The sequence below is a fragment of the Microbacterium sp. 22215 genome (genome assembly GCF_052045655.1).
GTDB classification, from domain to species: domain Bacteria; phylum Actinomycetota; class Actinomycetes; order Actinomycetales; family Microbacteriaceae; genus Microbacterium; species Microbacterium phyllosphaerae.
The window spans coordinates 599777-622644 of the sequence record NZ_JBQEPC010000001.1; the positions used below are offsets into that span (position 1 = coordinate 599777).

At 68.6% G+C, this 22868-nt stretch carries 22 protein-coding genes and 1 riboswitch; of the genes, 20 read left to right on the forward strand and 2 right to left on the reverse strand.

Annotation, left to right across the window (positions count from 1 at the left end; translation table 11 throughout):
- Window positions 1–3 precede the first annotated feature (3 nt).
- Window positions 4–1680, reverse strand: a complete 1677-nt coding sequence (locus ACTJKH_RS03065) for an AAA family ATPase (RefSeq protein ID WP_440735702.1) — start codon at window positions 1678–1680, stop codon at window positions 4–6.
- A 155-nt stretch (window positions 1681–1835) separates the two neighbouring features.
- Here ACTJKH_RS03065 and priA point away from each other — a divergent pair, with 155 nt between their 5' ends.
- From priA to ACTJKH_RS03080, 3 genes are read left to right on the forward strand one after another with little or no spacing between them, the layout of a single operon-like run.
- Window positions 1836–2582, forward strand: a complete 747-nt coding sequence (gene priA / locus ACTJKH_RS03070) for a bifunctional 1-(5-phosphoribosyl)-5-((5-phosphoribosylamino)methylideneamino)imidazole-4-carboxamide isomerase/phosphoribosylanthranilate isomerase PriA (RefSeq protein ID WP_210098408.1) — start codon at window positions 1836–1838, stop codon at window positions 2580–2582.
- Window positions 2566–3390, forward strand: a complete 825-nt coding sequence (locus ACTJKH_RS03075) for an SseB family protein (RefSeq protein ID WP_440735703.1) — start codon at window positions 2566–2568, stop codon at window positions 3388–3390. Before priA ends, ACTJKH_RS03075 begins: the two co-directional genes overlap by 17 nt.
- Before the next feature lie 39 nt (window positions 3391–3429).
- Window positions 3430–3822, forward strand: a complete 393-nt coding sequence (locus ACTJKH_RS03080; RefSeq protein ID WP_440735704.1) for a hypothetical protein — start codon at window positions 3430–3432, stop codon at window positions 3820–3822.
- Between the two features lie 43 nt (window positions 3823–3865).
- Here ACTJKH_RS03080 and ACTJKH_RS03085 read toward each other — a convergent pair whose 3' ends face one another.
- Window positions 3866–4264: a DUF1844 domain-containing protein gene (locus tag ACTJKH_RS03085; protein WP_056513077.1), complete on the reverse strand. Its 399-nt coding sequence runs from the start codon at window positions 4262–4264 to the stop codon at window positions 3866–3868.
- Between the two features lie 232 nt (window positions 4265–4496).
- Here ACTJKH_RS03085 and infC point away from each other — a divergent pair, with 232 nt between their 5' ends.
- The 17 genes from infC (at window position 4497) to ACTJKH_RS03170 (ending at window position 22743) form a co-directional block, all read left to right on the forward strand.
- Window positions 4497–5147 carry a translation initiation factor IF-3 gene (gene infC, locus ACTJKH_RS03090; protein WP_307803649.1) on the forward strand — a complete coding sequence of 217 codons (651 nt, stop codon included), beginning with the start codon at window positions 4497–4499 and terminating at the stop codon, window positions 5145–5147.
- 73 nt (window positions 5148–5220) lie between these two features.
- The gene (gene rpmI / locus ACTJKH_RS03095) at window positions 5221–5415 is read left to right on the forward strand and encodes a 50S ribosomal protein L35 (protein WP_017828564.1); all 195 of its coding nucleotides are present in this window, start codon (window positions 5221–5223) and stop codon (window positions 5413–5415) included.
- A 32-nt stretch (window positions 5416–5447) separates the two neighbouring features.
- Window positions 5448–5834: a 50S ribosomal protein L20 gene (gene rplT / locus ACTJKH_RS03100; RefSeq protein WP_029262486.1), complete on the forward strand. Its 387-nt coding sequence runs from the start codon at window positions 5448–5450 to the stop codon at window positions 5832–5834.
- Between the two features lie 102 nt (window positions 5835–5936).
- Window positions 5937–6749, forward strand: a complete 813-nt coding sequence (locus tag ACTJKH_RS03105) for a TrmH family RNA methyltransferase (protein WP_440735705.1) — start codon at window positions 5937–5939, stop codon at window positions 6747–6749.
- Between the two features lie 75 nt (window positions 6750–6824).
- Window positions 6825–7493, forward strand: a complete 669-nt coding sequence (locus ACTJKH_RS03110; protein ID WP_440735706.1) for a response regulator transcription factor — start codon at window positions 6825–6827, stop codon at window positions 7491–7493.
- 5 nt (window positions 7494–7498) lie between these two features.
- On the forward strand, window positions 7499–8875 hold the full coding sequence (locus ACTJKH_RS03115; protein WP_440735707.1) for an ATP-binding protein: 1377 nt from the start codon (window positions 7499–7501) through the stop codon (window positions 8873–8875).
- Window positions 8872–9852, forward strand: a complete 981-nt coding sequence (locus ACTJKH_RS03120) for a TAXI family TRAP transporter solute-binding subunit (RefSeq protein ID WP_440735708.1) — start codon at window positions 8872–8874, stop codon at window positions 9850–9852. The genes ACTJKH_RS03115 and ACTJKH_RS03120 overlap by 4 nt, the downstream gene beginning before the upstream one ends.
- A 352-nt stretch (window positions 9853–10204) precedes the next feature.
- Window positions 10205–10954 carry an amino acid ABC transporter ATP-binding protein gene (locus ACTJKH_RS03125; RefSeq protein WP_440735709.1) on the forward strand — a complete coding sequence of 250 codons (750 nt, stop codon included), beginning with the start codon at window positions 10205–10207 and terminating at the stop codon, window positions 10952–10954.
- 46 nt (window positions 10955–11000) lie between these two features.
- Window positions 11001–11903: a glutamate ABC transporter substrate-binding protein gene (locus ACTJKH_RS03130; RefSeq protein ID WP_440735710.1), complete on the forward strand. Its 903-nt coding sequence runs from the start codon at window positions 11001–11003 to the stop codon at window positions 11901–11903.
- Between the two features lie 75 nt (window positions 11904–11978).
- Entirely contained in the window at window positions 11979–12626 is a 648-nt protein-coding gene (locus tag ACTJKH_RS03135) for an amino acid ABC transporter permease (RefSeq protein ID WP_440735711.1), read from the forward strand.
- Window positions 12623–13522, forward strand: a complete 900-nt coding sequence (locus ACTJKH_RS03140) for an amino acid ABC transporter permease (protein WP_440735712.1) — start codon at window positions 12623–12625, stop codon at window positions 13520–13522. The genes ACTJKH_RS03135 and ACTJKH_RS03140 overlap by 4 nt, the downstream gene beginning before the upstream one ends.
- Window positions 13523–14250: 728 nt before the next feature.
- Window positions 14251–15291 carry a phenylalanine--tRNA ligase subunit alpha gene (gene pheS, locus ACTJKH_RS03145; protein ID WP_210098400.1) on the forward strand — a complete coding sequence of 347 codons (1041 nt, stop codon included), beginning with the start codon at window positions 14251–14253 and terminating at the stop codon, window positions 15289–15291.
- Window positions 15291–17795: a phenylalanine--tRNA ligase subunit beta gene (gene pheT, locus ACTJKH_RS03150; protein ID WP_440735713.1), complete on the forward strand. Its 2505-nt coding sequence runs from the start codon at window positions 15291–15293 to the stop codon at window positions 17793–17795. The genes pheS and pheT overlap by 1 nt, the downstream gene beginning before the upstream one ends.
- 98 nt (window positions 17796–17893) lie before the next feature.
- A complete protein-coding gene (locus ACTJKH_RS03155; protein WP_440735714.1) occupies window positions 17894–18610 on the forward strand; it encodes a DUF402 domain-containing protein in 717 nt (238 codons plus the stop codon).
- A 64-nt stretch (window positions 18611–18674) separates the two neighbouring features.
- Window positions 18675–19640, forward strand: a complete 966-nt coding sequence (locus ACTJKH_RS03160) for an NAD-dependent epimerase/dehydratase family protein (protein WP_440735715.1) — start codon at window positions 18675–18677, stop codon at window positions 19638–19640.
- A gap of 23 nt (window positions 19641–19663) precedes the next feature.
- A riboswitch (TPP riboswitch) is annotated at window positions 19664–19757 on the forward strand.
- Entirely contained in the window at window positions 19748–20596 is an 849-nt protein-coding gene (gene thiM / locus ACTJKH_RS03165) for a hydroxyethylthiazole kinase (RefSeq protein ID WP_440735716.1), read from the forward strand. It overlaps the preceding riboswitch by 10 nt.
- Window positions 20593–22743, forward strand: a complete 2151-nt coding sequence (locus tag ACTJKH_RS03170; RefSeq protein WP_440735717.1) for a bifunctional hydroxymethylpyrimidine kinase/phosphomethylpyrimidine kinase — start codon at window positions 20593–20595, stop codon at window positions 22741–22743. The genes thiM and ACTJKH_RS03170 overlap by 4 nt, the downstream gene beginning before the upstream one ends.
- Window positions 22744–22868 lie beyond the last annotated feature (125 nt).

The following is a 22868-nucleotide window of genomic DNA, read 5'->3' on the forward strand; positions in this document are numbered from 1 at the left end:
GGGTCAGAACCCGCGAGCGACGGCGGCGGCGGCCGAGAGCCAGGCCTGCTGAGTCGGTGCCCCGAGCGCGCGGAGGCGAAGGTGCCCGTCGACCATCTCTCGGTCGAACGGGATGCCGACGACTTCGCGTGCGAGCGGACGGTAGCCGGCGATGACTTCGGCCACCTCGGCAGACGAGGCCTTGGGGTCGGCCTGGCTGACGACGACCACGGACTCTCTGGCGAGGCGTGCGGAGCGCTCGTCGCGGTCCTCGAGCGCCTCGAGGAGCAGAGCCCCCGCCTCGGCGTGATCATCGCGCGTCGTCGTCGCGACCACGATCTGGTCGGCGAGATCGATCATGCGCAGCCACATCGGATCGGATTCGTCGTTGCCCGAGTCGATGATGATCAGGCGGTAGAACTTTGCGGCCACCGCGTGGATCGAGTCGACGTCGTCCGGATTGAGTCGGTTCTCGTGGGCCAGCCGGATCGGCTTCGACCTCAGGACGTCGTACTTCTCCTGCGGCTGGTGATGCACGAAGTGTGCGAGGTCGGCGGACTGACCCTGTGCCCCGAGCAGGTGCTTCGTCTGGGGCAGGAGCTCGAGAAGCGTGCGGTCGTGCGCGCCCGTCTCGGTGCGCCATCCGAGTGTGCCGCGGGTCTGGTTGTTGTCCCAGGCGAGGACGCCTGCTCCGCCGTACTGGGCGAAGACGGCCGACAGCAGCACCGTGGCGGGAGTCTTGCCCGCTCCACCCTTGCCGTTGACGACCGCGACGGTGCGCGGTCCGGGCCAGTGGCGGCTGACCGCGTGCTCGTCATCGCGCACCGCACGCTCTCGGGCGTTCGGGCCGAGGGAGAATCCGACCCGGTTGAGGAACCCGCGTCCGCCGCGGCGGGCGGGCTCTTCGCGCCTCTCCTCCTGGAGGAAGGAACGACGCTCGATGCCCTGCTCCCGCTGCTGACGGCGAGAGGACGCGGAGGCGGCCGACTCCGCGGCCGCGGCATTCGGTGCGGGCGGAGTCGCCGCGGCCGGAGCGGTCGGGATCGCGATGGTCCGGGTCGGCGGGGTCGTAGCCGCCGGTGCGGGCTGAGCAGCGTGCGTGGGCTGAGCCGGCTGCGCGGGCTGCATGGGCTGAGCCGGCTGGGGAGCCGGAGTCGACGGAGGGGTCTGAGCGGCGACACCCGGCTGCGCGGCCCGAGCCTGCGCTGACGACGGGGCCGCCTGAACGCTCGGGACACCCGTGATCGGAGGCTGAGGCGACGCGGGGGTGGGTGTCGACGGCGCGGCCGCTCCCTGGGGCGCCGGAGCCGACGGCGCCTCCGGCCACGCGGGCGCCGCGGGAAGGGACGGCGTCGGGGGAGCGGCGGGTGCTGCCGGCGAAGTCGTGGGGAGCGGCGGGACCGCGGAAGACGAGCTCGTCGCGGCGGATGCCGCCGCAGCCGCGGCTCGCGTGCCGGGCGCGGGCGGAGTCGCCGCGGGCGGGATCCCGACGGGCCGGGGGCGCATCGGCACCGTCATCTCAGGAACGGCGTCGTCGGTCGAGGATTCGATGACGGGGCTCGCGGGACGCGCAGTGGTCCGGGTCTGCTCGATGTCCTCGGGTGTCAGCGGCACGTGCGCCACGATCTCCGGAGTCTCCGGCGGCATCGGGTTCCCCCGTCGCAGGGGGCCGCTGCCTCGCGCTTCCGCGTCGCGCACCATGGAACATCTCCTCATCGACCGAACAGGGGTGTCATCGAGGCTACCGCGTGGCGTCGGATCTTCTCTGCCGTCATCGTTTTGTAGCGGAACGATACGCGGGCTAGTGTCGATTCTCGTGCCGACGAATCGGCCCTCCCATCTCACCTGAGGACGTCATGAACGACTTCGCGCAGTCCCCTTCGCTCACTCTGCTCCCCGCCGTCGACGTCGCCGGGGGAAAGGCCGTGCGCCTCACCCAGGGTGAAGCCGGCACCGAGACCAGCTACGGCGACCCGTTGGACGCCGCAGGGGAGTGGGTCGCGCAGGGCGCGAAGTGGATCCACCTCGTCGACCTCGACGCCGCCTTCGGCCGCGGCAGCAACGCCCCGATCCTCCGCAAGGTCATCAAGCAGTTCAAGAACGTCAGCGTCGAGCTGTCGGGCGGCATCCGCGACGACGCCACGCTCGAGGCGGCGCTCGAGAGCGGCGCGAGCCGCATCAACCTCGGCACTGCGGCTCTCGAGAACCCGGAGTGGGCTGCGGACGTGATCGGCCGCTACGGCGAGGCGATCGCGGTCGGGCTCGACGTCCGAGGCACGACGCTCGCCGCCCGCGGCTGGACCAAGGAGGGCGGTGACCTCTGGGAGGTCCTCGAGCGCCTCGAGGATGCCGGCTGCAGCCGGTACGTCGTCACCGACGTCACCAAGGACGGCACGCTGAAGGGACCGAACCTCGAACTTCTGCGCGAGATGACGTCGCGCACCCCGAAGCCCGTCGTCGCATCGGGTGGCATCGCGAACCTCGACGACATCGCCGCGCTCCGCGAGCTCGTGCCGCTGGGCGTCGAAGGCGCGATCGTCGGCAAGGCTCTCTACGCCGGCGCGTTCACGCTGGCTGAGGCTCTGGATGTCGCAGGGGACTGACGACGCCTGCGGCCACGGCTCCGAGGGGCATGGCGCGCACGACCCTGCCGCGGGGAACCGGGGAGACTCCGCAGGCGTGCCCTGGGAGGGGCGCAGCTTCGAGTCGAACCCCCATGCGGGCGACGACGGTTCGGCAGACCCCGCACTTCTCGACGCCCTCCTGCGCTTCCGTGCGGGCACCGGTGCCCAGACCGAGGTGGTCGACGCGTTCCGCGCCGCCCGCGTTCTGATACCGCTGATCGCCGAGAAGGGCGAAGAGGGGGTGGCGCCCAGCGGGCTCGCCGTCGACAAGACGCAGGAGCTCTCGATCGTCACCGTGGCGGCTCCGGACGGTCGCCGGGTGCAGCCCGTGTTCTCCTCGGTCGAGACCATGCAGCGCTGGGATGCCGCGGCGCGCCCGATCCCGGTCGAGGCGACGCGCGTGGCGCTGGCGGCATCCGCCGAGGACACCGACCTGATCGTGCTCGACCCGACCTCCGACACGGAGTTCGTGTTCCGCCGACCAGCCGTGTGGGCGATCGCGCAGGGCCATCGCTGGGAGCCCAGCTTCCTGTCTCCCGAGGTCTTCGGCGCTCTGCAGCAGAGTGTGGCGCACGAGCTCGCGGTCATCGACGTGGCAGTCGCCGCCGGGGATCCGGACGCGCGCCTGCGGGGCCCGGAGCTGATCGTCGTCCTCGAGCTCGTCGACGGACTGGAGCGCGAGGTGCTCGACGCCGTGCTCTCTCGGCTGGCGCAGCGCTGGGCGGCGGACGACCGCATCGCGGTGCTCGCCGACTCGCTGACCGTGAAACTCCGTCGTTCCGCCTGAGCCTCGCGGCCGCGGGATCCGCGCCGCTAGGGTGGCGGCATGCACAGGGCATCCGTGGCGGCCGTCGGACTCGTCGTCGCGCTGCTGTTGCCGGGGTGCGCGACCACATGCTCTGCGATCGGGTGGTCGAACGGCGTCGAGATCGACGCGTCCGCCTATGGCTCCGAGGTCTTCCTGCAGGTCTGCTCGGAGGCGGGATGTTCGGCGGACCCCGGGGTGACACCGACCCCGGAGACGGATCTGTCCGTGCCCGCACAGGGTGATGCCGGGACCTTCCAGTTCGGCTTCGCCGCCCCGGACGACATCACGGTGCGCGTCTACGACGACTCCGGCATCCTGATCGCGGAGACGCAGGAGACGATCGCGTGGACGCATTCGTCGGACCCCTGCGGCGGCCCGTCCACGGCTCCGCCGGTCGTCGTCGCGCCCTGACCCTATCCGGAGCCCGGGCCACGAGATCCGCGCGGACGAAGACCTAGTTGACCGGCCCCGTCCATTTCTCGCCAGGCCCCTTGCCGATCGGGTCGGGGATTGTGGAGGCCTCGCGGAACGCGAGCTGCAGGGAGCGCAGGCCGTCGCGGAGCGACCGCGCGTGCATGTCGCTGATCTCGGGAGCGCCTGCGGTGATGAGACCGGCGAGAGCGTTGATCAGCTTGCGCGCCTCGTCGAGGTCGAGCTGGGCGGCGGCGTCCGGGTCGTCGGCGAGGCCGAGCTTGACGGCCGCGGCGCTCATGAGGTGCACGGCGGCGGTCGTGATGACCTCGACCGCAGGCACATCGGCGATGTCCCGCGTCGCGGAGGATGCCGCCTCCTCCTGCCGTGCCCAGCGCTCTTCGCGCTCGCGTGCCGCCTCGTCCGATGCCTGGTTCGTCACTTCGCCTTGCCTTCTGTTAGACTGTGTCGGGCTCCGGAGCGTCATGCTCCGGTACGAAAGAGGATTCACTTCCCACCCGCGCTTGCCGTTCCAGGCTACCGGGTCTTGCACTCCACCGGATCGCGTCGCCAGACCGATCCGGCAGACTGGGTGCGAAGCCGGCGTCTGAATGCCGGTGGGTGGGGGACGATTCTGATTTCGCCCGGGATGCTGACTGCATTCTGGTGGCCGAATCCACTCGTCTAAGGAGTTACGCATCAGCGATCCCCGCACCAATGAGCGCATCCGCGTCCCCGAGGTCCGCCTCGTCGGCCCCGCGGGTGAGCAGATCGGCGTCGTCCGCATCGAGGCGGCGCTGCGCCTTGCGCAGGAAGCCGACCTCGACCTCGTCGAGGTCGCACCCAACTCGAAGCCGCCCGTGGTCAAGATCATGGACTACGGCAAGTTCAAGTACGAAGCCGCCCAGAAGGAGAAGGAAGCTCGCCGCAACCAGGCGAACACCATTCTCAAAGAGGTCCGCTTCCGCCTGAAGATCGAGGCGCACGACTACACGACCAAGCTCAAGCGCGCTGAGGGCTTCCTCAAGGCCGGCGACAAGGTCAAGGCGATGATCCTCTTCCGCGGTCGCGAGCAGTCGCGCCCCGAGCAGGGTGTCCGCCTTCTCCGCAAGTTCGCCGAGGATGTCGCGGAGCTCGGAACCGTCGAGTCGAACCCGACCATCGACGGTCGCAACATGGTCATGATCGTGGCTCCTCTCAAGAGCAAGTCCGAAGCCAAGCAGGAGCAGAACGCCGTTCGCGACGCGCAGCGCGCAGCGAACAAGCAGGCTGCCCGCGAGGCCAAGGGCGATGCGGATGCACCCGCTGCCGCCGCAGCGGAGTGACTCCCGCCCCCAAGACTCCCGCACCGCGGGTTGACACCGTCGCCTGAGAAGGCGCCATACGAAGGAAGAGAAGATGCCGAAGCAGAAGACCCACTCGGGTGCTAAGAAGCGCTTCAAGATCACCGGCAGCGGCAAGCTGAAGAAGCAGCAGGCCGGGATGCGCCACAACCTCGAGCACAAGTCGAGCCGTCGCACCCGTCGCCTCAACCAGGACCAGGTGCTGTCGAAGGCTGACACCAAGGTCGCCAAGAAGCTTCTCGGCCGCTGAGCGCCCGAACGCACGAATAGGAACACAGGAAAATGGCAAGAGTCAAGCGGGCGGTAAACGCCCACAAGAAGCGTCGGGTCATCCTCGAGCGCGCAAAGGGTTACCGCGGTCAGCGTTCGCGCCTCTACCGCAAGGCCAAAGAGCAGGTCATCCACTCCCTGGTCTACTCGTACCGTGACCGTCGCAAGCGCAAGGGCGACTTCCGTCGCCTGTGGATCCAGCGCATCAACGCTGCTGCACGCCAGAACGGCATCACGTACAACCGCTTCATCCAGGGCCTCGGCCTCGCGGGTGTCACCGTCGACCGTCGTATGCTCGCTGACCTCGCGGTCAACGACGCAGCGACCTTCACGACGCTGGTCGAGACGGCCAAGAAGGCTCTGCCCTCTGACGTCAACGCCCCGAAGTCGGCTGCATAAGCAGCTCTTCACCACAGAGGACGCCCTCCTTCGGGAGGGCGTCCTCTGTCGTTCTCCGGCCGTTTGCGCAGCAAGGCGCCTGCGGTTCTCTAGACTGTGATCGTGCTGGAGAACCCCCGCTCCCCCCGAGTCCGAGCCGTTGCGAAGCTGACCAAGCGCAGTGCGCGCGCGGAGACAGGGCTGTACCTTCTCGAAGGTCCTCAGGCGGTGCGCGAAGCGCTGACCTACAGTCCCGAGGCGATCGTCGAACTGTTCGCGACGCCGAACGGGTGGGACAAACACCCCGACATCCGGAGCAAGGCGACGGATGCGGGAGTGGAGGTCGAGTACGTCACCGAGTACGTGCTGAATGCGATGGCCGACACGGTCACGCCGCAGGGGCTCGTCGCCGTCGTCCGGCAGACTCCCACCTCGGTACGAGACGTCTTCGCCGGATCCCCTCGGTTGGTCGCGATCTGCGAAGAGATCCGCGACCCCGGCAACCTCGGCACGATCATCAGAGCAGCGGATGCCGCCGGTGCCGACGCCGTGATCCTGACCGGTCGCACGGTGGATCCGTACAACCCCAAGGTCGTCAGGGCCACCACCGGCTCGCTGTTCCATCTGCCCGTATCCGTGGGCGCCGAGCTCGACGACGTCGTGAAGAAGGCCCATGCCGCAGGACTCCGCGTCCTCGCCGCCGATGTGAAGGGCGACGACCTGCTGCGGGCGCGTGCCGACGGCGTCCTCGCAGAGCCGACCGCCTGGCTGTTCGGTAATGAGGCCCGGGGACTCGAAGACGAGGCACTGGCCCAGGCCGATCTGGTCCTCAAGCTGCCGATCTTCGGTCGGGCGGAGTCTCTGAACCTGGCCACGGCTGCCAGCGTCTGCCTGTACGAGAGCGCCTTCGCGCAGCGCGCGGAGAGTCTCGCCTGACGTCTCGCCATCCGCCTGGGCTCCGCACGGCTGGTAGGTTTGTGCCTGCTCGAGCGGAGAAGGGGACCGGAGTCGATGCGGATTCTGATCGTGGAGGACGACGAGCGCGTCGCCGCCGCCCTCGAAGCCTTCCTCGCGCGATCGGGGTATGCCACGGAGCGCGCCGCCGACGGCGCATCGGCGTTGGAGATGCTGAGCGCGGACACGGAGGTCGTGCTCCTGGACCTCGGGCTGCCCGATGTCGACGGGATCGACCTGTGTCGACGCATCCGGGGTCGCTCCGAGGTTCCCATCGTGATCGTGACGGCGCGCAACCAGGTCACGGAACGCATCATGGGATTGCGGGCCGGTGCTGACGACTTCGTCGTCAAGCCGTACGACGTGCACGAGCTGCTGGCCCGTATCGAGGCGGTCACCCGTCGCTCGCGTCCGATGCGCCCGGAGTCGGACGCGCGGGTGCAGCTGCAGGACGGCGCCGTCGAGATCGACCTCGTCGGCAGACAGGTCGTGATCGACAGGGCTCCGATCGAGCTCACGCGCAAGGAGTTCGACATCGTGGCGGTGCTGGCGCGGTATCCGGGCGTGGCGGTGCCGAAGGAGCGCCTCATCCGAGAGGTGTGGAACACCGATTGGCGCGGATTCGGCCATTCGCTGGAGGTGCACGTCGGTGCGATCCGCAAGAAGGCCGGTCGGCGTCACCTCATCGAGACCGTACGCGGTGTCGGCTACCGGCTGGCGGGATAGCGCCGATGCGGCGGCGTCTCATCGTGGTGTTCCTCGTGCCCCTGGTCGCGATCCTGCTGTCGCTGGGCGGCGCCGCCGCGTGGAGTGCGACCCGCAGCATCCAGCAGTCGTACTACACCGAGCAGCTCGGTGATCTCGGGTACTTCTCCACCAGTGCGAGACAGGCCCTGCGGTCGGGGAGTCCGACCGTGATCGATGCCGAGGTCGAACGATTCGCGCAGGTCTACGGCATCGACGTGGTCGTGTTCGATCTGGCCGGGAGCGTCTGGGCGGCCGGGAACCGCGACGCCGAGGTGCTCCCAGACGAGGACGCCGCACGGGTGCGGCTCGCGCTCTCGGGTCGCCGGGCGGATGCGCCCGAGCCGGTGTTCCCGTGGACAGCGGGGGACTCGTCGCTCGTCGAGCCGATCTTCGACGACGGCGACGTCATCGGCGCGGTCATGGTGTCTGCCGATGTGGAGGCGCCGCGGACGGAGATCCTGCGGCAGCTCCTCATCCTGACGATCGTGTCGATCGTGTCGGTCGGCCTGGGCGTGCTGCTCGTGTTCCAGCTGGCGAGATGGGTGCTGTCTCCCGTCCGCCGCCTCGACGAGGCCATGGTCGCGATCGAACACGGCGAGATGGACGCCCGCGTCGCAGAAGACACCGGTCCGCCGGAGCTGCGCCGGATGACACGGGTGTTCAACGGTATGGCGGATGAGATCGAGAGGGTGATGACGCGCCAGCAGGAGTTCGCGCTCAACGCCTCTCATGAGCTCCGGAACCCGCTCAACGCGCTGCTGCTGCGCGTGGAGCACCTGTCGACGGGACTCGACGCCGACTGGCAGGACGACGTCGAGGAGACCCGTGAGGAGGGCAGGAGGATGGCGCGGATCCTCGAGACGCTGCTCGGACTCGCGCGAGGGGGCCGAGGTGACACCACCATCTCGGCGGTGGATCTGGCGGCGCTCGCGGCCAGGCGCGTCGAGGCGTGGCGCGATGTGGCCGCACAGCGGGGGATCCTCATCCGCTCGACGGCGGCCGGGCCGGTCATGAGCGCCACGGACCGCACGATCGTCGAGAGCGCGCTCGATGCCGTGATCGACAACGCGGTCAAGTACTCACCGTCCGATTCGGTCGTGGAGGTGGGGGCATCCCGCACCGATGAGGTGTGCCTGTTGACCGTGCGCGATCACGGTCCTGGGCTGACCCGGGAGCAGGTCGCGCTCGCCACCGACCGATTCTGGCGCAGCGACGACACCGGCGAGGCGCCGGGCTCAGGGCTGGGGCTCGCGATCGCGACCGACCTGCTCGACTCGATCGGCGGAGAGCTGAGGGTCGAGTCGCCCGATGCCGGCGGACTGTTGGTCTCCCTGGTGCTCCCCGACGGAGCGGTGCGATGACGCGGCCTGGCGGGGCTCGGACGCTGTGGCGGCGGATCGTCGGTGTCGCGGCCGTGGTCGTGCTCACCGGCGCATCGAGCGCCTGCAGTACACGCGCGAGCGAGTGGGACGACTCTCGATACGAGATCGCCAGCGGCGGGGCGAACGGCGTCTACTTCGCCTATGGGAGCGAGCTCGCGGCGGAGCTGTCGGAGACGCTCGACGTCAGGATCGACGCGGCGGAGACGGCCGGTTCGGTCGACAACCTGCTGCGGGTCGGGTCAGGCGAGGCCCTCGTCGGATTCGCGCAGGGCGATGCGGCCGCGGATGCGGTCGCGGGGGAGGGCGCCTTCGACGAGCCCCTGGCGGTGCAGGCCGTCGCTCGGCTGTACGACGAGTATCTCCACGTGGTCGTGCGCGCGGACTCCGAGATCGACGATCTCACCGACCTCGCGGGTAAGACGGTGTCGCTCGGAGCGGAGAACTCGGGCGTGCACGTCATCGCCGGACGAGTTCTGGATGCCGCTGATGTCGACATCGCTTCCATCAGCGATCCTGAACTCGATCTCGGGGAATCCATCATGGCGTTGGAGGGATCCGAGATCGACGGATTCTTCTGGGTCGGTGGGATCCCGACGCCGGGCATCGCCGACCTGGCGGAGACGACGCCGGTCAGACTGCTCTCGATCGAGCAGACCTGGGTGAACACGGTCAACGCGCGTTACTCCGACGCCTATCGTCCCTCGGACTTCCCGGTCGGGCTGTACGGGCTCGCGCAGCCGGAACCGACGATGGCCGTCCCCAACTATCTGGTGACATCGGCCGCCACCCCGGACGACGTGGTGCGAGACATCCTCGCCGGGCTCTTCGCGGCGCGCACCGGCATCGCCCAGGATGTGCCGGCGGCGGCGCTGCTCGATCGCAGACAGGCGATCTTCACCGGGCCTGTCGAGCTCCATCCCGGGGCTGTCGAGTACTACCGAAGTCAGCGAGACTGAGGCCTCAAGAAATCCTCAAGAAGTCCTCGCCGCCGCATCCCGCTCTGCCAATCTGAGGTCGATCGCGCTCGATTCGACGGAGAATTCAGATGACACGGAGCCCACGCCACTCATGCAGGCGCGGGGTCGGTCGTCCCGACGGATCGGCTCGCGATCGGATCCGATCGGAGGCTTGCTGCCTCGTCCCGCATGGGGGAGGAACGCGGCAGCAGGAACGCCCCCACGGTTCGCGGGGGCGGACCGTGGGGCACTCCCGTGGTCGGGCGCACTCGGCCCCATCGCGTGGTTACGAACGTGTAAATGTCGACGCATGTGTGTGGAGCCCCGTGATCGACCTGGCTAGTTTGGAGAAATGATGACCTCTGGTAAGCCTCTCGTCGTGGTCGACAACGTCCAGAAGCACTATGGCGACTTCCAGGCGCTCACGGATATCGATCTCACGGTGAACGCGGGCGAGGTCGTCGTCGTGATCGGTCCGTCCGGCTCGGGCAAGTCGACGCTGTGTCGCACGATCAACCGGCTCGAGACGATCACGAGCGGCTCGATCAGCATCGACGGCAAGGCGCTTCCTGCCGAGGGCAAGGGGCTCGCGAACCTGCGCGCCGATGTCGGCATGGTCTTCCAGTCGTTCAACCTCTTCGCCCATCTGACGATCCTCGAGAACGTCACGCTCGGCCCGATCAAAGTCCGCGGCATGAAGAAGGCCGATGCTGACAAGGAGGCGATGATGCTCCTCGAACGTGTCGGCGTCGCTCAGCAGGCCTCGAAGCTCCCCGCTCAGCTCTCGGGTGGACAGCAGCAGCGCGTGGCGATCGCCCGTGCGCTCGCGATGCAGCCCAAGGTGATGCTCTTCGACGAGCCGACCAGCGCCCTCGACCCCGAGATGATCAACGAGGTGCTCGACGTGATGGTCGAGCTGGCGCGCGAGGGCATGACGATGATCGTCGTCACACACGAGATGGGCTTCGCGCGGAAGGCGGCCAACCGAGTCGTCTTCATGGCCGACGGACGCATCGTCGAGGAGGCGGCCCCGGAGGAGTTCTTCACGAACCCGAAGAGCGACCGCGCGAAGGACTTCCTCTCGAAGCTCCTCACGCACTGATCAAGCCCCACAGACCCTGCACACACAGCACACGAAGGAGACGCACATGCGACGCACACGGACACTGGCAGGAATCGGGATCGCGGCGGTGGCGCTGCTCGCGCTGACGGCCTGCAACAGCGGCACGCCAGGAGACACGATGGGCGACGGGGACGACCCCGGAACCAGCGAAGAGGGTCCTCTCTGGGAAGTCGCCGCCGACGTCTCGTTGGAAGGCAGCCCTACCTTCGACGCAATGACCGAACGCGGCAAGGTCGTGATCGGGGTTAAGAGTGATCAGCCGGGACTCGGATACGAAGATCCCGCCACCGGAGACCGCACGGGCTTCGACGTCGACACAGCCCGTTGGATCGCAGCTTCGCTCGGCTTCGCAGACGAAGACATCGAGTGGAAGACGATCCCCTCTGCAAACCGTGAGCAGGAACTCATCAACGGGGGCGTCGACTTCTACGTCGGTACGTACTCGATGACGGAAGCACGCGACGAAGTCATCGACTTCGCCGGGCCCTACTTCATCACCGGACAGGGGCTGCTCGTCGCCGCCGATGACGACTCGATCAACGGTCCCGATGACCTCGCGGGCAAGGTGACGTGCTCCGTGACCGGTTCGACGCCGCTGCAGCGCATCCGTGAGGAGTACAACGGTGAGGTCACCGAACGGCAGACCTACTCGGAGTGTGTCGAGCAGCTTCTCTCGGATCAGGTCGACGCCATCACGACTGACGAGGCCATCCTCGCCGGCTACGTGGCGCAGGACCCCGACAATCTGAAGCTCACGGGTGAGCCGTTCAGTGAGGAGCGCTATGGAGTGGGCCTCGTGAATGGCGACACCGCGCTCCAGGACCACATCAACACGTTGTTCACTGACGGCGGAGACGTGTGGACCGCGCTCTATGAGAAGTACCTCGAGCCGGCCGGCGTCGTCGCAGAGCAGCCAGCCGTCGACTAACCGCACCTCGGCCCGGGGCACCCGCGGGTGCCCCGGACCGAACCCCGCTATCCAAGAGCACACGAGAGGAACTGAATGGGCGCCATCACGAACAACCTCGACCTATGGGTCGAGGCGCTTCTCGGAACCCTCAAGCTGTTCTTCGCCGGTGGCGCTGTCGCGCTCGTGCTGGGAATCGTCGTCGGCGCGATGCGCGTCTCACCAGTGCCGATCGCCCGAGCAGTGGGCACGCTGTATGTGAACACGATTCGAAACACCCCGCTCACGCTCGTGTTCTTCGGTTTCTCTTTTGCCCTCCCACCGCTGCTTGGGCTGCGGATCGACGCCCTTTTACTCGCGACGTGCGCGCTCGGCATCTACACGGCGACCTATGTGGCGGAGACCATCAGGTCCGGAATCAACACGGTGCCGGTCGGCCAGGCCGAAGCAGCTCGGGCCATCGGCCTCAGTTTCGGTCAGGTCATGACGCTCGTCGTCCTGCCCCAGGCATTCCGCTCGGTCATTCCGCCGATGATGAGCGTCTTCATCGCGCTACTCAAGAACACGACCGTGGCAGCCGGATTCTCCGTCATGAATCTCGGATCGATGCGCGACTGGCTGAGCGAACGAGGTGAGAATCAGCTGGAGGTGATCATCTGGGTGATGGTCGCGTTCGTGGGGCTGGTGCTGCTGCTCTCCTGGGTACAGCGAACACTTGAGAATCGATGGAGGGTGGCGCGATGAGCGGCAGTGTCCTGTACGACGTCCCCGGTCCCCGGGCGATCGCCCGCAACCGCGTCATCGGCGTGATCACGATCGCCGTGGTCGTCGCCATCATCGGCTTCTTCGTGTGGCGACTCATAGCCACCGGGCAGTTCTCGGCGCAGAAGTGGATCGGCTTCACCTACACCCGTATCTGGGAGCAGATCGCGATGGCGACCCTGCGCACGCTCGCAGCGTTCGGAGCTGCAGCGGTGGGTGCACTTATTCTCGGTTTCGTGCTCGCGATCGGTCGCCTCTCCGACCGTGCGTGGATCCGCTGGCCCGTCACGGCCATCACCGAGTTCCTGCGCGCCGTGCCGGTGCTCGTCATGATGTTCCTGCTCTACTACGGCCTGCCGGTGATCGGCGTGGACATGCCGAGCTACTGGGCTGTCGTCATCGCCCTCATCGCCTATAACGGGTCGGTGCTCGCCGAAGTCATTCGCGCCGGTGTCGAGTCCCTGCCTCGCGGGCAGGGTGAAGCGGGCTACTCAATCGGATTGCGCAAGTCCGGGGTGATGCGTTTGATACTGCTGCCGCAGGCGATCCGCGCGATGATGCCCGTGATCATCTCGCAACTCGTCGTGACGCTCAAGGACACCGCCCTTGGCTTCATTATCACCTACGAGGAGCTCCTACTTCTCGCCAAGCAGCTGGGGGCTGCCAACACGATCGGTCGTCCGATCGTGCAGATGACGATGGTCGTCGCCGTGATCTACATCGGGATGTGCCTCCTCCTTTCGCTCCTCGCTCGGGTGGCAGAGAAGCGGATGAGTCGTTCGCCCAAGGTGCAAGGGGCGGCGCGGAAGCTTGAAGAAGACCCACGTCGGCATGACGACGGCACCGACACGGAGCTGATCGCACAGCAGAGGTTGTGACTGAAGAGTGGGGCCGGCGTAGTTATCGCCGGCCCCACTCTTTCGACTGCTTCGACTAGCCGGACACCGACCGGTCTGCGGTTGCACCAACGCGGAAATCGTCGTAGGACGGCCCAGCCGCAGTACCCCAGGCATGAATCTTGTACGTAGAGGTCCCTGACGTGTCACGCGCTGAGACATAGATGACACAGGTGTTTGTGCCCTTACAGTTTCTTGACTGACCAAGTGGAGCGGGCAAGGTATTCGCGCCGTTGGGCTGGAGTGTGAGGTTTGTGCCACCTCGCATAATCGAGATACCTGCTTGAGTTGAGTTGTAAGAGTAGTTCGCGACGTTCGCGCAGTAGACCTTTGCCTGGACGGATAGGAAACGACCGTCGGTGTTGGTCACGAAATTCGCGGATTGAATGGTGACCTTACAGCCCGGGTCCGCCGCCATTGCTGGCGCAGCGGTGAATAGTGATGTTCCGACGGCTAGCAGAATCGCCGCCGTCGCTAATCTGCGCCTCGCGCCCGGAATTGGCGGTGCCTTTGGATTTCCACATCTTTCTCTCCCTTGATTAGATGTGCGCCGACTCTCGAAGTGAGGGTTGGCTTTCGCCACCGAGTCTCGTTTGGGCCCTACCCGAAGTCAAGTTCCACACGGAGAGTATTCCGCCATGCTGGGAGCGTTTCGGTACCGGAGGACATGGCTCCCGAGAGCCGGCCGTTCGCCGGTAGACTCGATCCTCGTGTCTGAGTCTCCCGAAATCACCCCGGAAGCAGTCGAGGCCGCTGTCGCAGCCGCCCTCGAAGCGATCGCCGCAGCCGCCGATACGGCCGAGCTGAAGGCCGCCCGTGCCGCCCATGTCGCAGAAGGATCGCCACTCGCGGTCCTGAACGCGTCGATGCGCCAGGTGGCCCCAGAGAACAAGGCCGCGTTCGGCAAGCTCGTCGGCCAGGGCCGCGGGCAGGTCACCAAGGCCCTCGCCGCGAAAGAGGCCGAACTCGCCACCGCCGAGGTCGCTGCCCGTCTCGAATCCGAACGCGTCGACATCACGGCCGTTCCGTCGCGCACGCGCGTCGGAGCACGGCATCCGCTGACCCTGCTGAGCGAGCAGATCTCGGACATCTTCGTCGGCATGGGCTGGGAGATCGCGGAAGGACCCGAGCTCGAGCACGAGTGGTTCAACTTCGACGCCCTGAACTTCGACGTCGACCACCCCGCTCGCCAGGAGCAGGACACGTTCTACGTCGACCCGCCCTCGCGCCACCTCGTGATGCGCACGCACACGAGCCCCGTGCAGGTGCGCTCGATGCTCGACCGTGACGTGCCGATCTACGTGCTGTGCCCTGGTCGCGTCTACCGCACCGACGAGTTCGACGCGACGCACCTCCCCGTCTTCACGCAGTTCGAGGGGCTGGTGGTCGACAAGGGCATCTCGATGGCGCATCTCAAGGGCACGCTCGACCATGTCGCGCGTCAGCTCTTCGGCCCGGAGGCCAAGACGCGCTTCCGCACGAACTTCTTCCCCTTCACCGAGCCGTCCGCCGAGCTCGACCTGTGGCATCCGACCTTCAAGGGCGGCGCGCGATGGATCGAGTGGGGCGGATGCGGAATGGTCAACCCGAACGTCCTCCGGGCGGCCGGGATCGACCCCGACGTGTACAGCGGTTTCGCGTTCGGGATGGGCGTCGAGCGCGGGCTCATGTTCCGCAGCGACGTGCAGGACATGAGGGACATGGCAGAGGGCGATGTCCGATTCAGCGAGCAGTACGGGATGGTGGTGTGATGCGCGTCCCGCTTTCGTGGTTGCGTGAGTACGTCGATCTGGCAGCGGATGCGACGCCCGAGGATGTCCTCGCGGCGATGGTCACCGTCGGCTTCGAAGAGGAGGACGTGCACCGCTTCGAGATCTCGGGTCCCGTGGTCGTCGGACAGGTCGTCTCCCTCGAGGGGGAGCCGCAGTCGAACGGCAAGACCATCAACTGGTGCCAGGTCGACGTCGGCGAGGCGAACGGCGGCATCCGCGGGATCGTCTGCGGTGCGCACAACTTCATCGCCGGTGACAAGGTCGTCGTGACTCTGCCCGGTGCCGTGCTGCCCGGTCCGTTCCCGATCGCCGCGCGCAAGACCTACGGTCACGTGTCCGACGGCATGATCGCGTCTGCGCGCGAGCTGGGTCTCGGTGACGAGCACAACGGCATCCTCGTGCTGGCCGACCTCGGCATCGACGCTCCCGTCGGCACCGACGCCATCAGCCTGCTCGGGCTCGACGACGTCGCCGTCGAGATCAACGTCACGCCCGACCGCGGGTACGCGTTCTCGCTGCGAGGCGTCGCCCGGGAGTACTCGCACGCCACCGGCGCGACCTTCCGCGACCCGGCCGAGCGCGACTTCGCCGAGCTCCAGCCGGGCAGCGGGCACACGGCGGTCGTCGACGATGCCGCCCCCATCCGCGGGCGTGTCGGTGCGAGCGAATTCGTCACCCGCGTTGTCCGCGACGTCGACCCGTCCCGGCCGACCCCGCCCTGGATGATCGCCCGTCTGTCGCTCGCGGGCATGCGCTCGCTCGGCATCCTGATCGACATCACCAACTACGTCATGCTCGAGCTGGGGCAGCCGCTGCACGGATACGACCTCGACAAGCTCGCAGGGGGAATCACCGTGCGTCGCGCGACCGCCGGCGAGACGATGACGACTCTCGACGGCCAAGAGCGCACGCTCCACGTCGAGGACCTGCTCATCACGGATGAGTCGGGTCCGATCGGCCTCGCCGGTGTCATGGGCGGCGGCACCACCGAGATGAGCGACACCACGCACAACGTGCTCATCGAGGCGGCGATCTTCGACCCCATCACGATCGCGCGCACCGCGCGTCGGCACAAGCTGCCGAGCGAGGCCTCCAAGCGCTTCGAGCGCGGCGTCGATCCCCTGGTGCCCTTCGTCGCTGCTCGCCGCGCCGCCGACCTGATGGTCGAGTTCGCCGGCGGGACGCTCACCGAGGAGGGTGGAGCCCTCTTCGCCGAGGTCTTCGTCGCCGACATCGAATTGCCGACCGGTTTCGTGCAGGGCCTGATCGGCGTCGACTACACCGACGCCGAGATCGAGGGCGCGCTGGCGACGATCGGAGCGGACGTCACCGAGACGGATGCCGGCTGGACCGTCATCCCCCCGACCTGGCGCCCCGACCTGACCGACAAGTGGTCGCTCGCCGAGGAGGTCGCCCGCATCCACGGTCTCGACCGCATCCCCTCGGTGCTGCCCACGCCGCCGTCCGGCCGTGGCCTGACCGCGCACCAGCAGGGCCGTCGTCGGGTGTCCGACGCGCTGGCCGCCGCCGGCTTCGTCGAGACGCCGTCCTTCCCCTTCACCACCGAGGCGGACAACGATCTGCACGGATCGGCGTCGGGCGAGCACCTGCCCAGCATCCGGCTCGCGAACGCGCTCGACGGATCCGCTCCGTTCCTGCGCCGCTCGCTCATCCCCGGGCTCCTGCAGACCGCGCACCGCAACATCTCGCGAGGCCTCACCGACCTCGCCCTGTTCGAGACCGGCGTCGTCTTCCTCCCGGAGCCGGGCGTCGAGTACGGCACCGACGAGGTGCCGCCGCTCGGTGCTCGCCCGTCGGATGAGACGCTCGCCGCGCTGAACGCGTCGATCCCGCCGCAGCATCGCCACGTCGCGGTGCTGCTCACGGGCAACGTCGTCGCACGGCAGCCCGGCCGTGCCGCAGAGCCGGCCGGTCTGTCCGAGGCGCTCGACGCGGCTCGGGTCATCGCTGCGGCCGCAGGCGTCGACATCGACGTCGTCCAGGGGCAGCGTGCCGCGCTGCACCCGGGGCGCACGGGCGTGCTGTCCGTCGGCGACACCGAGGTCGGATACGTCGGCGAACTGCACCCCGACGTGGCGTCCGGTGCCGACCTTCCCGGTCGTGCCACGGTGCTCGAACTCGACCTCGACGGCGTCCTCGCGCTGGCGGATGCCCGTGCCGTCGCCGCCTCGCTGTCGACGTTCCCCGCCGCCACGCAGGACGTCTCCCTCGTGCTCGGCGCCGATGCGCCGGCAGGCGACGTCCGTGCTGCGCTGACCGAGGGTGCCGGGAAGCTGCTCGAGGCGATCCGTCTGGTCGACGACTACCGCGGTGAGGGACTCGCCGAGGGGGAGAAGAGCCTGACGTTCGCGCTTCGGTTCCGCGCGGACGACCGCACGCTCACGGCTGCCGAGGCCACCGAGGCGAAGCTCGCCGGAGTCGCCGTCGCATCCGAGCGTTTCGGCGCGACCCTCCGCGACTGATCCGTGTGAACGCGACCTGCATCCTGAGAGGGGTGCAGGTCGCGTTCGCGTGCTCCCGCCTCCACGCCCTCGCGGGGCGCCCGAGGTAGCGTGTGGAGATGAGCATCCTTCCCCACAGCACCCCTGCGGCGGTGCCCGACGGTGTCCGTGCGATGGGCGAGGGGCCGTTCCTCCAGCCGGGCGATCAGATCGACTGGCACTACCGCAAGCCGGGCTGGCAGCCGGGTGACGCATCGACCATCACGCCCATGCGCGTGGTCCGCGACGACGCGCGCGGGCTCGTGGCCTGGCTCGCACCGGGCACGCTGCAGGAGGGCCAGGGGACCCCCGCGGGCGAACGCGTGCGCACGGTGCCGCTGGAGCGTCGGTGGCTCGAGCCGCGGACCCGCATCGTCGAGGAGTGGTGGGGCAACGGCATCCTGCGCATCGCTCCGGCGGGCGCCGCATGGTCGGTGTGGTTGTTCTGGAGCGACGTGAGCGGGCCTGACTGGCAGTTCGCCGGATGGTACGTCAACCTCGAGAACGCGCATCTGCGTACGGACCGCGACACCTACTCGTCGGATCACATCCTCGACGTCGAGATCGAACCCGACGGCAGGATCTCACTCAAGGACGAGGACGAACTCGTCGCCGCCATCGCACAGGGGCGGCTCACGCGGGAGCAGGCCGCACAGATCGAGCGTCATGCGGATGCGGCGATCGAGTCGTTCCACTCGGGTGAGTGGCCGTTCGATCCGCGGTGGCAGGCCTGGCGCCCCGACCCGTCGTGGACCATGCCTGAGCTGACCGGGCTCTCCGACCTGCGCCGGCCGTGAGCACGGCATCCGCCCTGAGCGGAAGACCCTTCCCCTCAGGCACGGATGCTGATGGCATGGGTGCATGACAGATGTGCTGATCCTCGGTGGAACAGGCTGGTTGTCGGGCCGGATCGCTCGACGGATGCTGGTGAACGGGGCGACCGTGATGTGCCTCGCACGGGGAGGACGCCCGTCGCCCGAGGGGGCGAGCCTCGTGCTGGCCGACCGCGACGACCCGGCCGCGTACGACACCGTCTCGGGTCGTGACTGGGACCACGTGATCGATATCTCATCGAACGCGGCGCACGTGGCGGCGGCCGTCGACGCTCTCGGGGAGCGAGCCGCCCGTTGGACCTACGTCTCGTCGATGTCGGTGTACTCGGACGACGCCACCATCGGTGCCGACGAGACGGCTCCCGTGCACGCGCCGGCCCAGCCCGGGGACGAGTACGAGTACGGCGCGCAGAAGGTCGCGGCCGAGAACGCCGTGCGCGCACTGGGCGAGCGAGCGCTGATCGTGCGCCCCGGGCTGATCGTCGGTGAGGGCGACCCGAGTGATCGATTCGGATACTGGGCGGCAGCGTTCCTCCGAGCGGTGGACGGACCGGTTCTGCTCCCGAACGCCGAAGGCCGCAGTACGCAGGTCATCGACGTCGACGACCTGTCGGAGTTCATCGCCACGACCTCGGCCACCGGTGTGATCAACGCGATCGGTGACCGGCATCCCCTCTCCGACGTCCTCGCGACCGTCAGACGGCTCGCTGATCACGGGGGCGACACGGTGGTGGCCGACGATGACCGGCTCGTCGAGAACGGCGTCGGATTCTGGGCGGGGGAGCGCTCGCTGCCCCTCTGGCTGCCCGCGGACATGACCGGTTTCATGACACGCACCAATGCCCGGTACCGCGCCGCGGGCGGCGACCTGCGACCGCTCGACGAGACCGTCGCGGTCATCATCGCCGACGAGCAGGTGAGAGGGATCGATCGCGAGAGGCGCGCCGGCCTCACCCGCTCGGATGAACTCGCCCTCCTGCAGCTGCTGAGCTGATCACGGGTCGTCGCTAGACTTCGAGCAGTGACACGGGGTGCCGCATCCGCGGCTGAGAACAGACCCGTCGAACCTGATCTAGTTCGTACTAGCGAAGGGATGTCGCATTGAGCGATCGTCTGCGTCCAGAATCCGAATCGACCCTGGTGGCCACGGCGGCCGAGCTGCTGTCCGCGCTCCGCGAGACACCACCGCTGACCCACTGCATCACGAACACCGTCGTCACGGGCTTCACGGCCAATGTGCTGCTGGCTCTCGGCGCCGCACCCGCCATGGTCGACATCGTCGATGAGGCGGGTCTCTTCGCGGGAGTCGCGTCCGGGGTGCTGATCAACCTCGGCACGCCCACACCCGAGCAGCGGGAGGCGAGCGTGGAGGCCGTCGCCGGCGCGAATGCCGCGGGCACCCCGTGGGTGCTCGATCCCGTCGCGATCGGGGCGCTGCCCGTGCGCACCGCGCTCGCGCACGACCTCGTCGCCGCGCGTCCCACGGCGATCCGGGGGAACGCCTCCGAGATCCTCGCGCTCGCCGGGCTGAGTGCGGGCGGGCGAGGCGTCGACGCGACCGATACGCCGGACGCCGCCATCGACGCGGCTGTCGCGCTCGCCGTCCGTCACGGTTCCGTCGTCGCGGTGTCCGGTGCCGTCGACCTCATCACCGACGGCCACCGCGTCGTGCGCATCGCGAACGGCGACGAACTGCTCACCCGCGTCACCGGGGGAGGCTGTGCTCTGGGTGCTGTGATGGCCGCGTTCCTGGGCGCAGCGCGCACAACGGGCACCGAACCGCTCGCCGCCGTGGCCGCTGCCAGCCTGGTCTACACGGTCGCCGCAGAACGTGCGGCGATGCGAGCCTCGGGTCCCGGCAGCTTCGCGGTCGAGCTCCTCGACGCGCTCGCGTCTGTACAGCCGCACGACCTCGCCGCTGCGGCGCACATCGAGGAGCGTGCGCTGTGATCGCGGACCTCTCGCTCTATCTGGTCACCGACCCGGACCTCTGCGGTGAGCGCGGAGTCGTGGGGACCGTCCGCCAGGCGGTCGACGGCGGTGTGCGCATCGTGCAGCTGCGTGACAAGACGGCGACGGATGCCGAGACCACGGCGCAGCTGCTCGAACTGTCACGCGTGATCGACGGACGCGCGCTCCTCGTCGTGAACGACCGCCTCGACGCCGCACTCGCCGCACGGAAGCAGGGTGCGAGGGTCGACGGTGTGCATCTCGGGCAGGGGGACGCCTCCGTGCTGCGTGCGCGTGAGGCGCTGGGCCCCGAGGCGCTCATCGGGCTCACGGCGAACAACGCGGACCACCTCGAGGCCGTGCGTGCGCTGCCGCCCGGCACCGTCGACTATCTGGGCGTCGGCGTGATCCGCCCGACCACCACCAAGCCCGACCATCCGCCGGCCCTCGGTGTCGAGGGTTTCCGTGCCCTCGTGGAGACGACCGCGCTCCCGTGCGTGGCGATCGGAGGCGTGGCCATCGACGACACCGAGCGGCTGCGGGATGCCGGTGCGGCCGGGCTCGCGGTGGTCTCCGCTCTGTGCGCGGCGGCGGATCCGACGGCGACCGCGGAGGCGTTCGTGCGTCGGTGGCGGGCGGCCGGCACACCGCGGGTGCTCAGCATCGCCGGGAGCGATCCCTCGGGAGGCGCGGGGATCCAGGCCGACCTCAAATCGATCGCTGCCCACGGCGGCTTCGGAATGGCGGCGCTCACCGCGCTGACCGCCCAGAACACCACCGGCGTCAGCGGCTGGCACGTACCGCCGGCGGCCTTCCTGCGACAGCAGCTCGACGCGATCTCCGACGACATCGTCGTCGACGCGGTCAAGATCGGGATGCTCGCGAACGCCGACGTCATCCGAACGGTCGCCGAGTGGCTCGACGTCGTCCGACCGCCGATCGTCGTGCTCGACCCGGTCATGGTCGCCACGAGCGGCGACCGGCTGCTCGACCAGGACGCGGAGGCGGCGCTGCGCGAACTCCTCCGGCGTGCACACGTCGTGACCCCCAACCTCGGCGAGCTCGCGGTGCTCGCTGGGCGCTCGATCTCGGGATGGGCCGATGCGCTCGCCGCAGCGGAGGAGCTGTCGGCGATGATCGGCACCGCGGTGCTGCTGAAGGGCGGGCACCTCGACGGCGACGATGTTCCCGACGCGCTCGTGGACGTCGCCCGGGGTGTGCGGCGGGAGTTCCCCGGCACGCGGATCCGCACCGCGAACACGCACGGCACCGGCTGTTCGCTCTCATCCGCGCTCGCCACGCGCCTCGCTCGGGGTGAGAAGCCCGTCGACGCCGTCGCCTCGACCCGGTCGTGGCTTCGCGAGGCCCTGCGCGAGAGCGAGGGGCTCCAGGTCGGGCGCGGTCACGGACCGATCAACCACTTCGCAGGTCTGTGGGCGCGGGGCGGGGTCGAGACGAACCGCACGCCCGAAGAGATCCGCGCCGAGTGGTGGCAGCGCACGGCGGCGGTGAGGGCGAGCATCGACGAGCTCCCGTTCATCCGGGGTCTGGCCGACGGCACGCTCGCCCGGGACCCGTTCCTGTTCTATCTCGCCCAGGATGCGCACTATCTCCGCGAGTACGCGCGCGTGCTCGCTGAAGCCTCACGCCTCGCTCCCACTCCCAGCGAACAGGCGTTCTGGGCGCACTCCGCCGAGGGGGCGATCATCGGCGAGCTCGAGCTGCACGCGTCGTGGCTGACGCCCGACGAGGGCGTGGATGCCTCGACCTTCGCCGCCACTCCCGCACCGGCGACCGTCGCGTACCTGGACCACCTGCGCTCCGTGGCGTTCGGCGGCGACTACGGCGAGCTGATCGCCGCGGTGCTGCCGTGCTTCTGGCTCTACACCGATCTCGGCCGGCGCCTGCACGCGGGCGAGTTCGGCGACCATGCGCGGGATCCCCGGCATCCGTACGCCACGTGGCTCGCCACCTATGCGGACCCGGCCTTCGAGGATGCGACGGATCAGGCGATCGCCCTCGTCACGGCCGCAGCGGCGACCGCCGCGCCGGACGCACGGGATCGGATGCTCCGAGCATTCGAGGTGTCGAGCGCCCACGAGCTCGCGTTCTTCGCCGCCCCGTTCGCCTCCGCCGTCTCTGCGTGACGGAACCGATTTGCGCATGCCGCGACGAGCGCGCTATCGTCGCGGCATGCCTTCGGCCGCCACCGCAACTCTGACGCTCGTCCCGAGCGTCATCGCCGTGCGCCGACGCCGCAGCGGCCGCCGAC

What these genes read in the sequence shown, in the direction of transcription:
- ACTJKH_RS03160 (WP_440735715.1), top strand. Translation starts at nt 18,675, where the DNA reads ATGACAGATGTGCTGATCCTCGGTGGAACAGGCTGGTTGTCGGGCCGG.
- ACTJKH_RS03125 (WP_440735709.1), top strand. Translation starts at nt 10,205, where the DNA reads ATGATGACCTCTGGTAAGCCTCTCGTCGTGGTCGACAACGTCCAGAAG.
- ACTJKH_RS03130 (WP_440735710.1), top strand. Translation starts at nt 11,001, where the DNA reads ATGCGACGCACACGGACACTGGCAGGAATCGGGATCGCGGCGGTGGCG.
- pheT (WP_440735713.1), top strand. Translation starts at nt 15,291, where the DNA reads ATGCGCGTCCCGCTTTCGTGGTTGCGTGAGTACGTCGATCTGGCAGCG.
- priA (WP_210098408.1), top strand. Translation starts at nt 1,836, where the DNA reads ATGAACGACTTCGCGCAGTCCCCTTCGCTCACTCTGCTCCCCGCCGTC.
- ACTJKH_RS03135 (WP_440735711.1), top strand. Translation starts at nt 11,979, where the DNA reads ATGGGCGCCATCACGAACAACCTCGACCTATGGGTCGAGGCGCTTCTC.
- ACTJKH_RS03075 (WP_440735703.1), top strand. Translation starts at nt 2,566, where the DNA reads ATGTCGCAGGGGACTGACGACGCCTGCGGCCACGGCTCCGAGGGGCAT.
- ACTJKH_RS03080 (WP_440735704.1), top strand. Translation starts at nt 3,430, where the DNA reads ATGCACAGGGCATCCGTGGCGGCCGTCGGACTCGTCGTCGCGCTGCTG.
- ACTJKH_RS03120 (WP_440735708.1), top strand. Translation starts at nt 8,872, where the DNA reads ATGACGCGGCCTGGCGGGGCTCGGACGCTGTGGCGGCGGATCGTCGGT.
- rplT (WP_029262486.1), top strand. Translation starts at nt 5,448, where the DNA reads ATGGCAAGAGTCAAGCGGGCGGTAAACGCCCACAAGAAGCGTCGGGTC.
- ACTJKH_RS03110 (WP_440735706.1), top strand. Translation starts at nt 6,825, where the DNA reads ATGCGGATTCTGATCGTGGAGGACGACGAGCGCGTCGCCGCCGCCCTC.
- ACTJKH_RS03115 (WP_440735707.1), top strand. Translation starts at nt 7,499, where the DNA reads ATGCGGCGGCGTCTCATCGTGGTGTTCCTCGTGCCCCTGGTCGCGATC.
- rpmI (WP_017828564.1), top strand. Translation starts at nt 5,221, where the DNA reads ATGCCGAAGCAGAAGACCCACTCGGGTGCTAAGAAGCGCTTCAAGATC.
- ACTJKH_RS03155 (WP_440735714.1), top strand. Translation starts at nt 17,894, where the DNA reads ATGAGCATCCTTCCCCACAGCACCCCTGCGGCGGTGCCCGACGGTGTC.
- ACTJKH_RS03140 (WP_440735712.1), top strand. Translation starts at nt 12,623, where the DNA reads ATGAGCGGCAGTGTCCTGTACGACGTCCCCGGTCCCCGGGCGATCGCC.
- ACTJKH_RS03065 (WP_440735702.1), bottom strand. Translation starts at nt 1,680, where the DNA reads ATGGTGCGCGACGCGGAAGCGCGAGGCAGCGGCCCCCTGCGACGGGGG.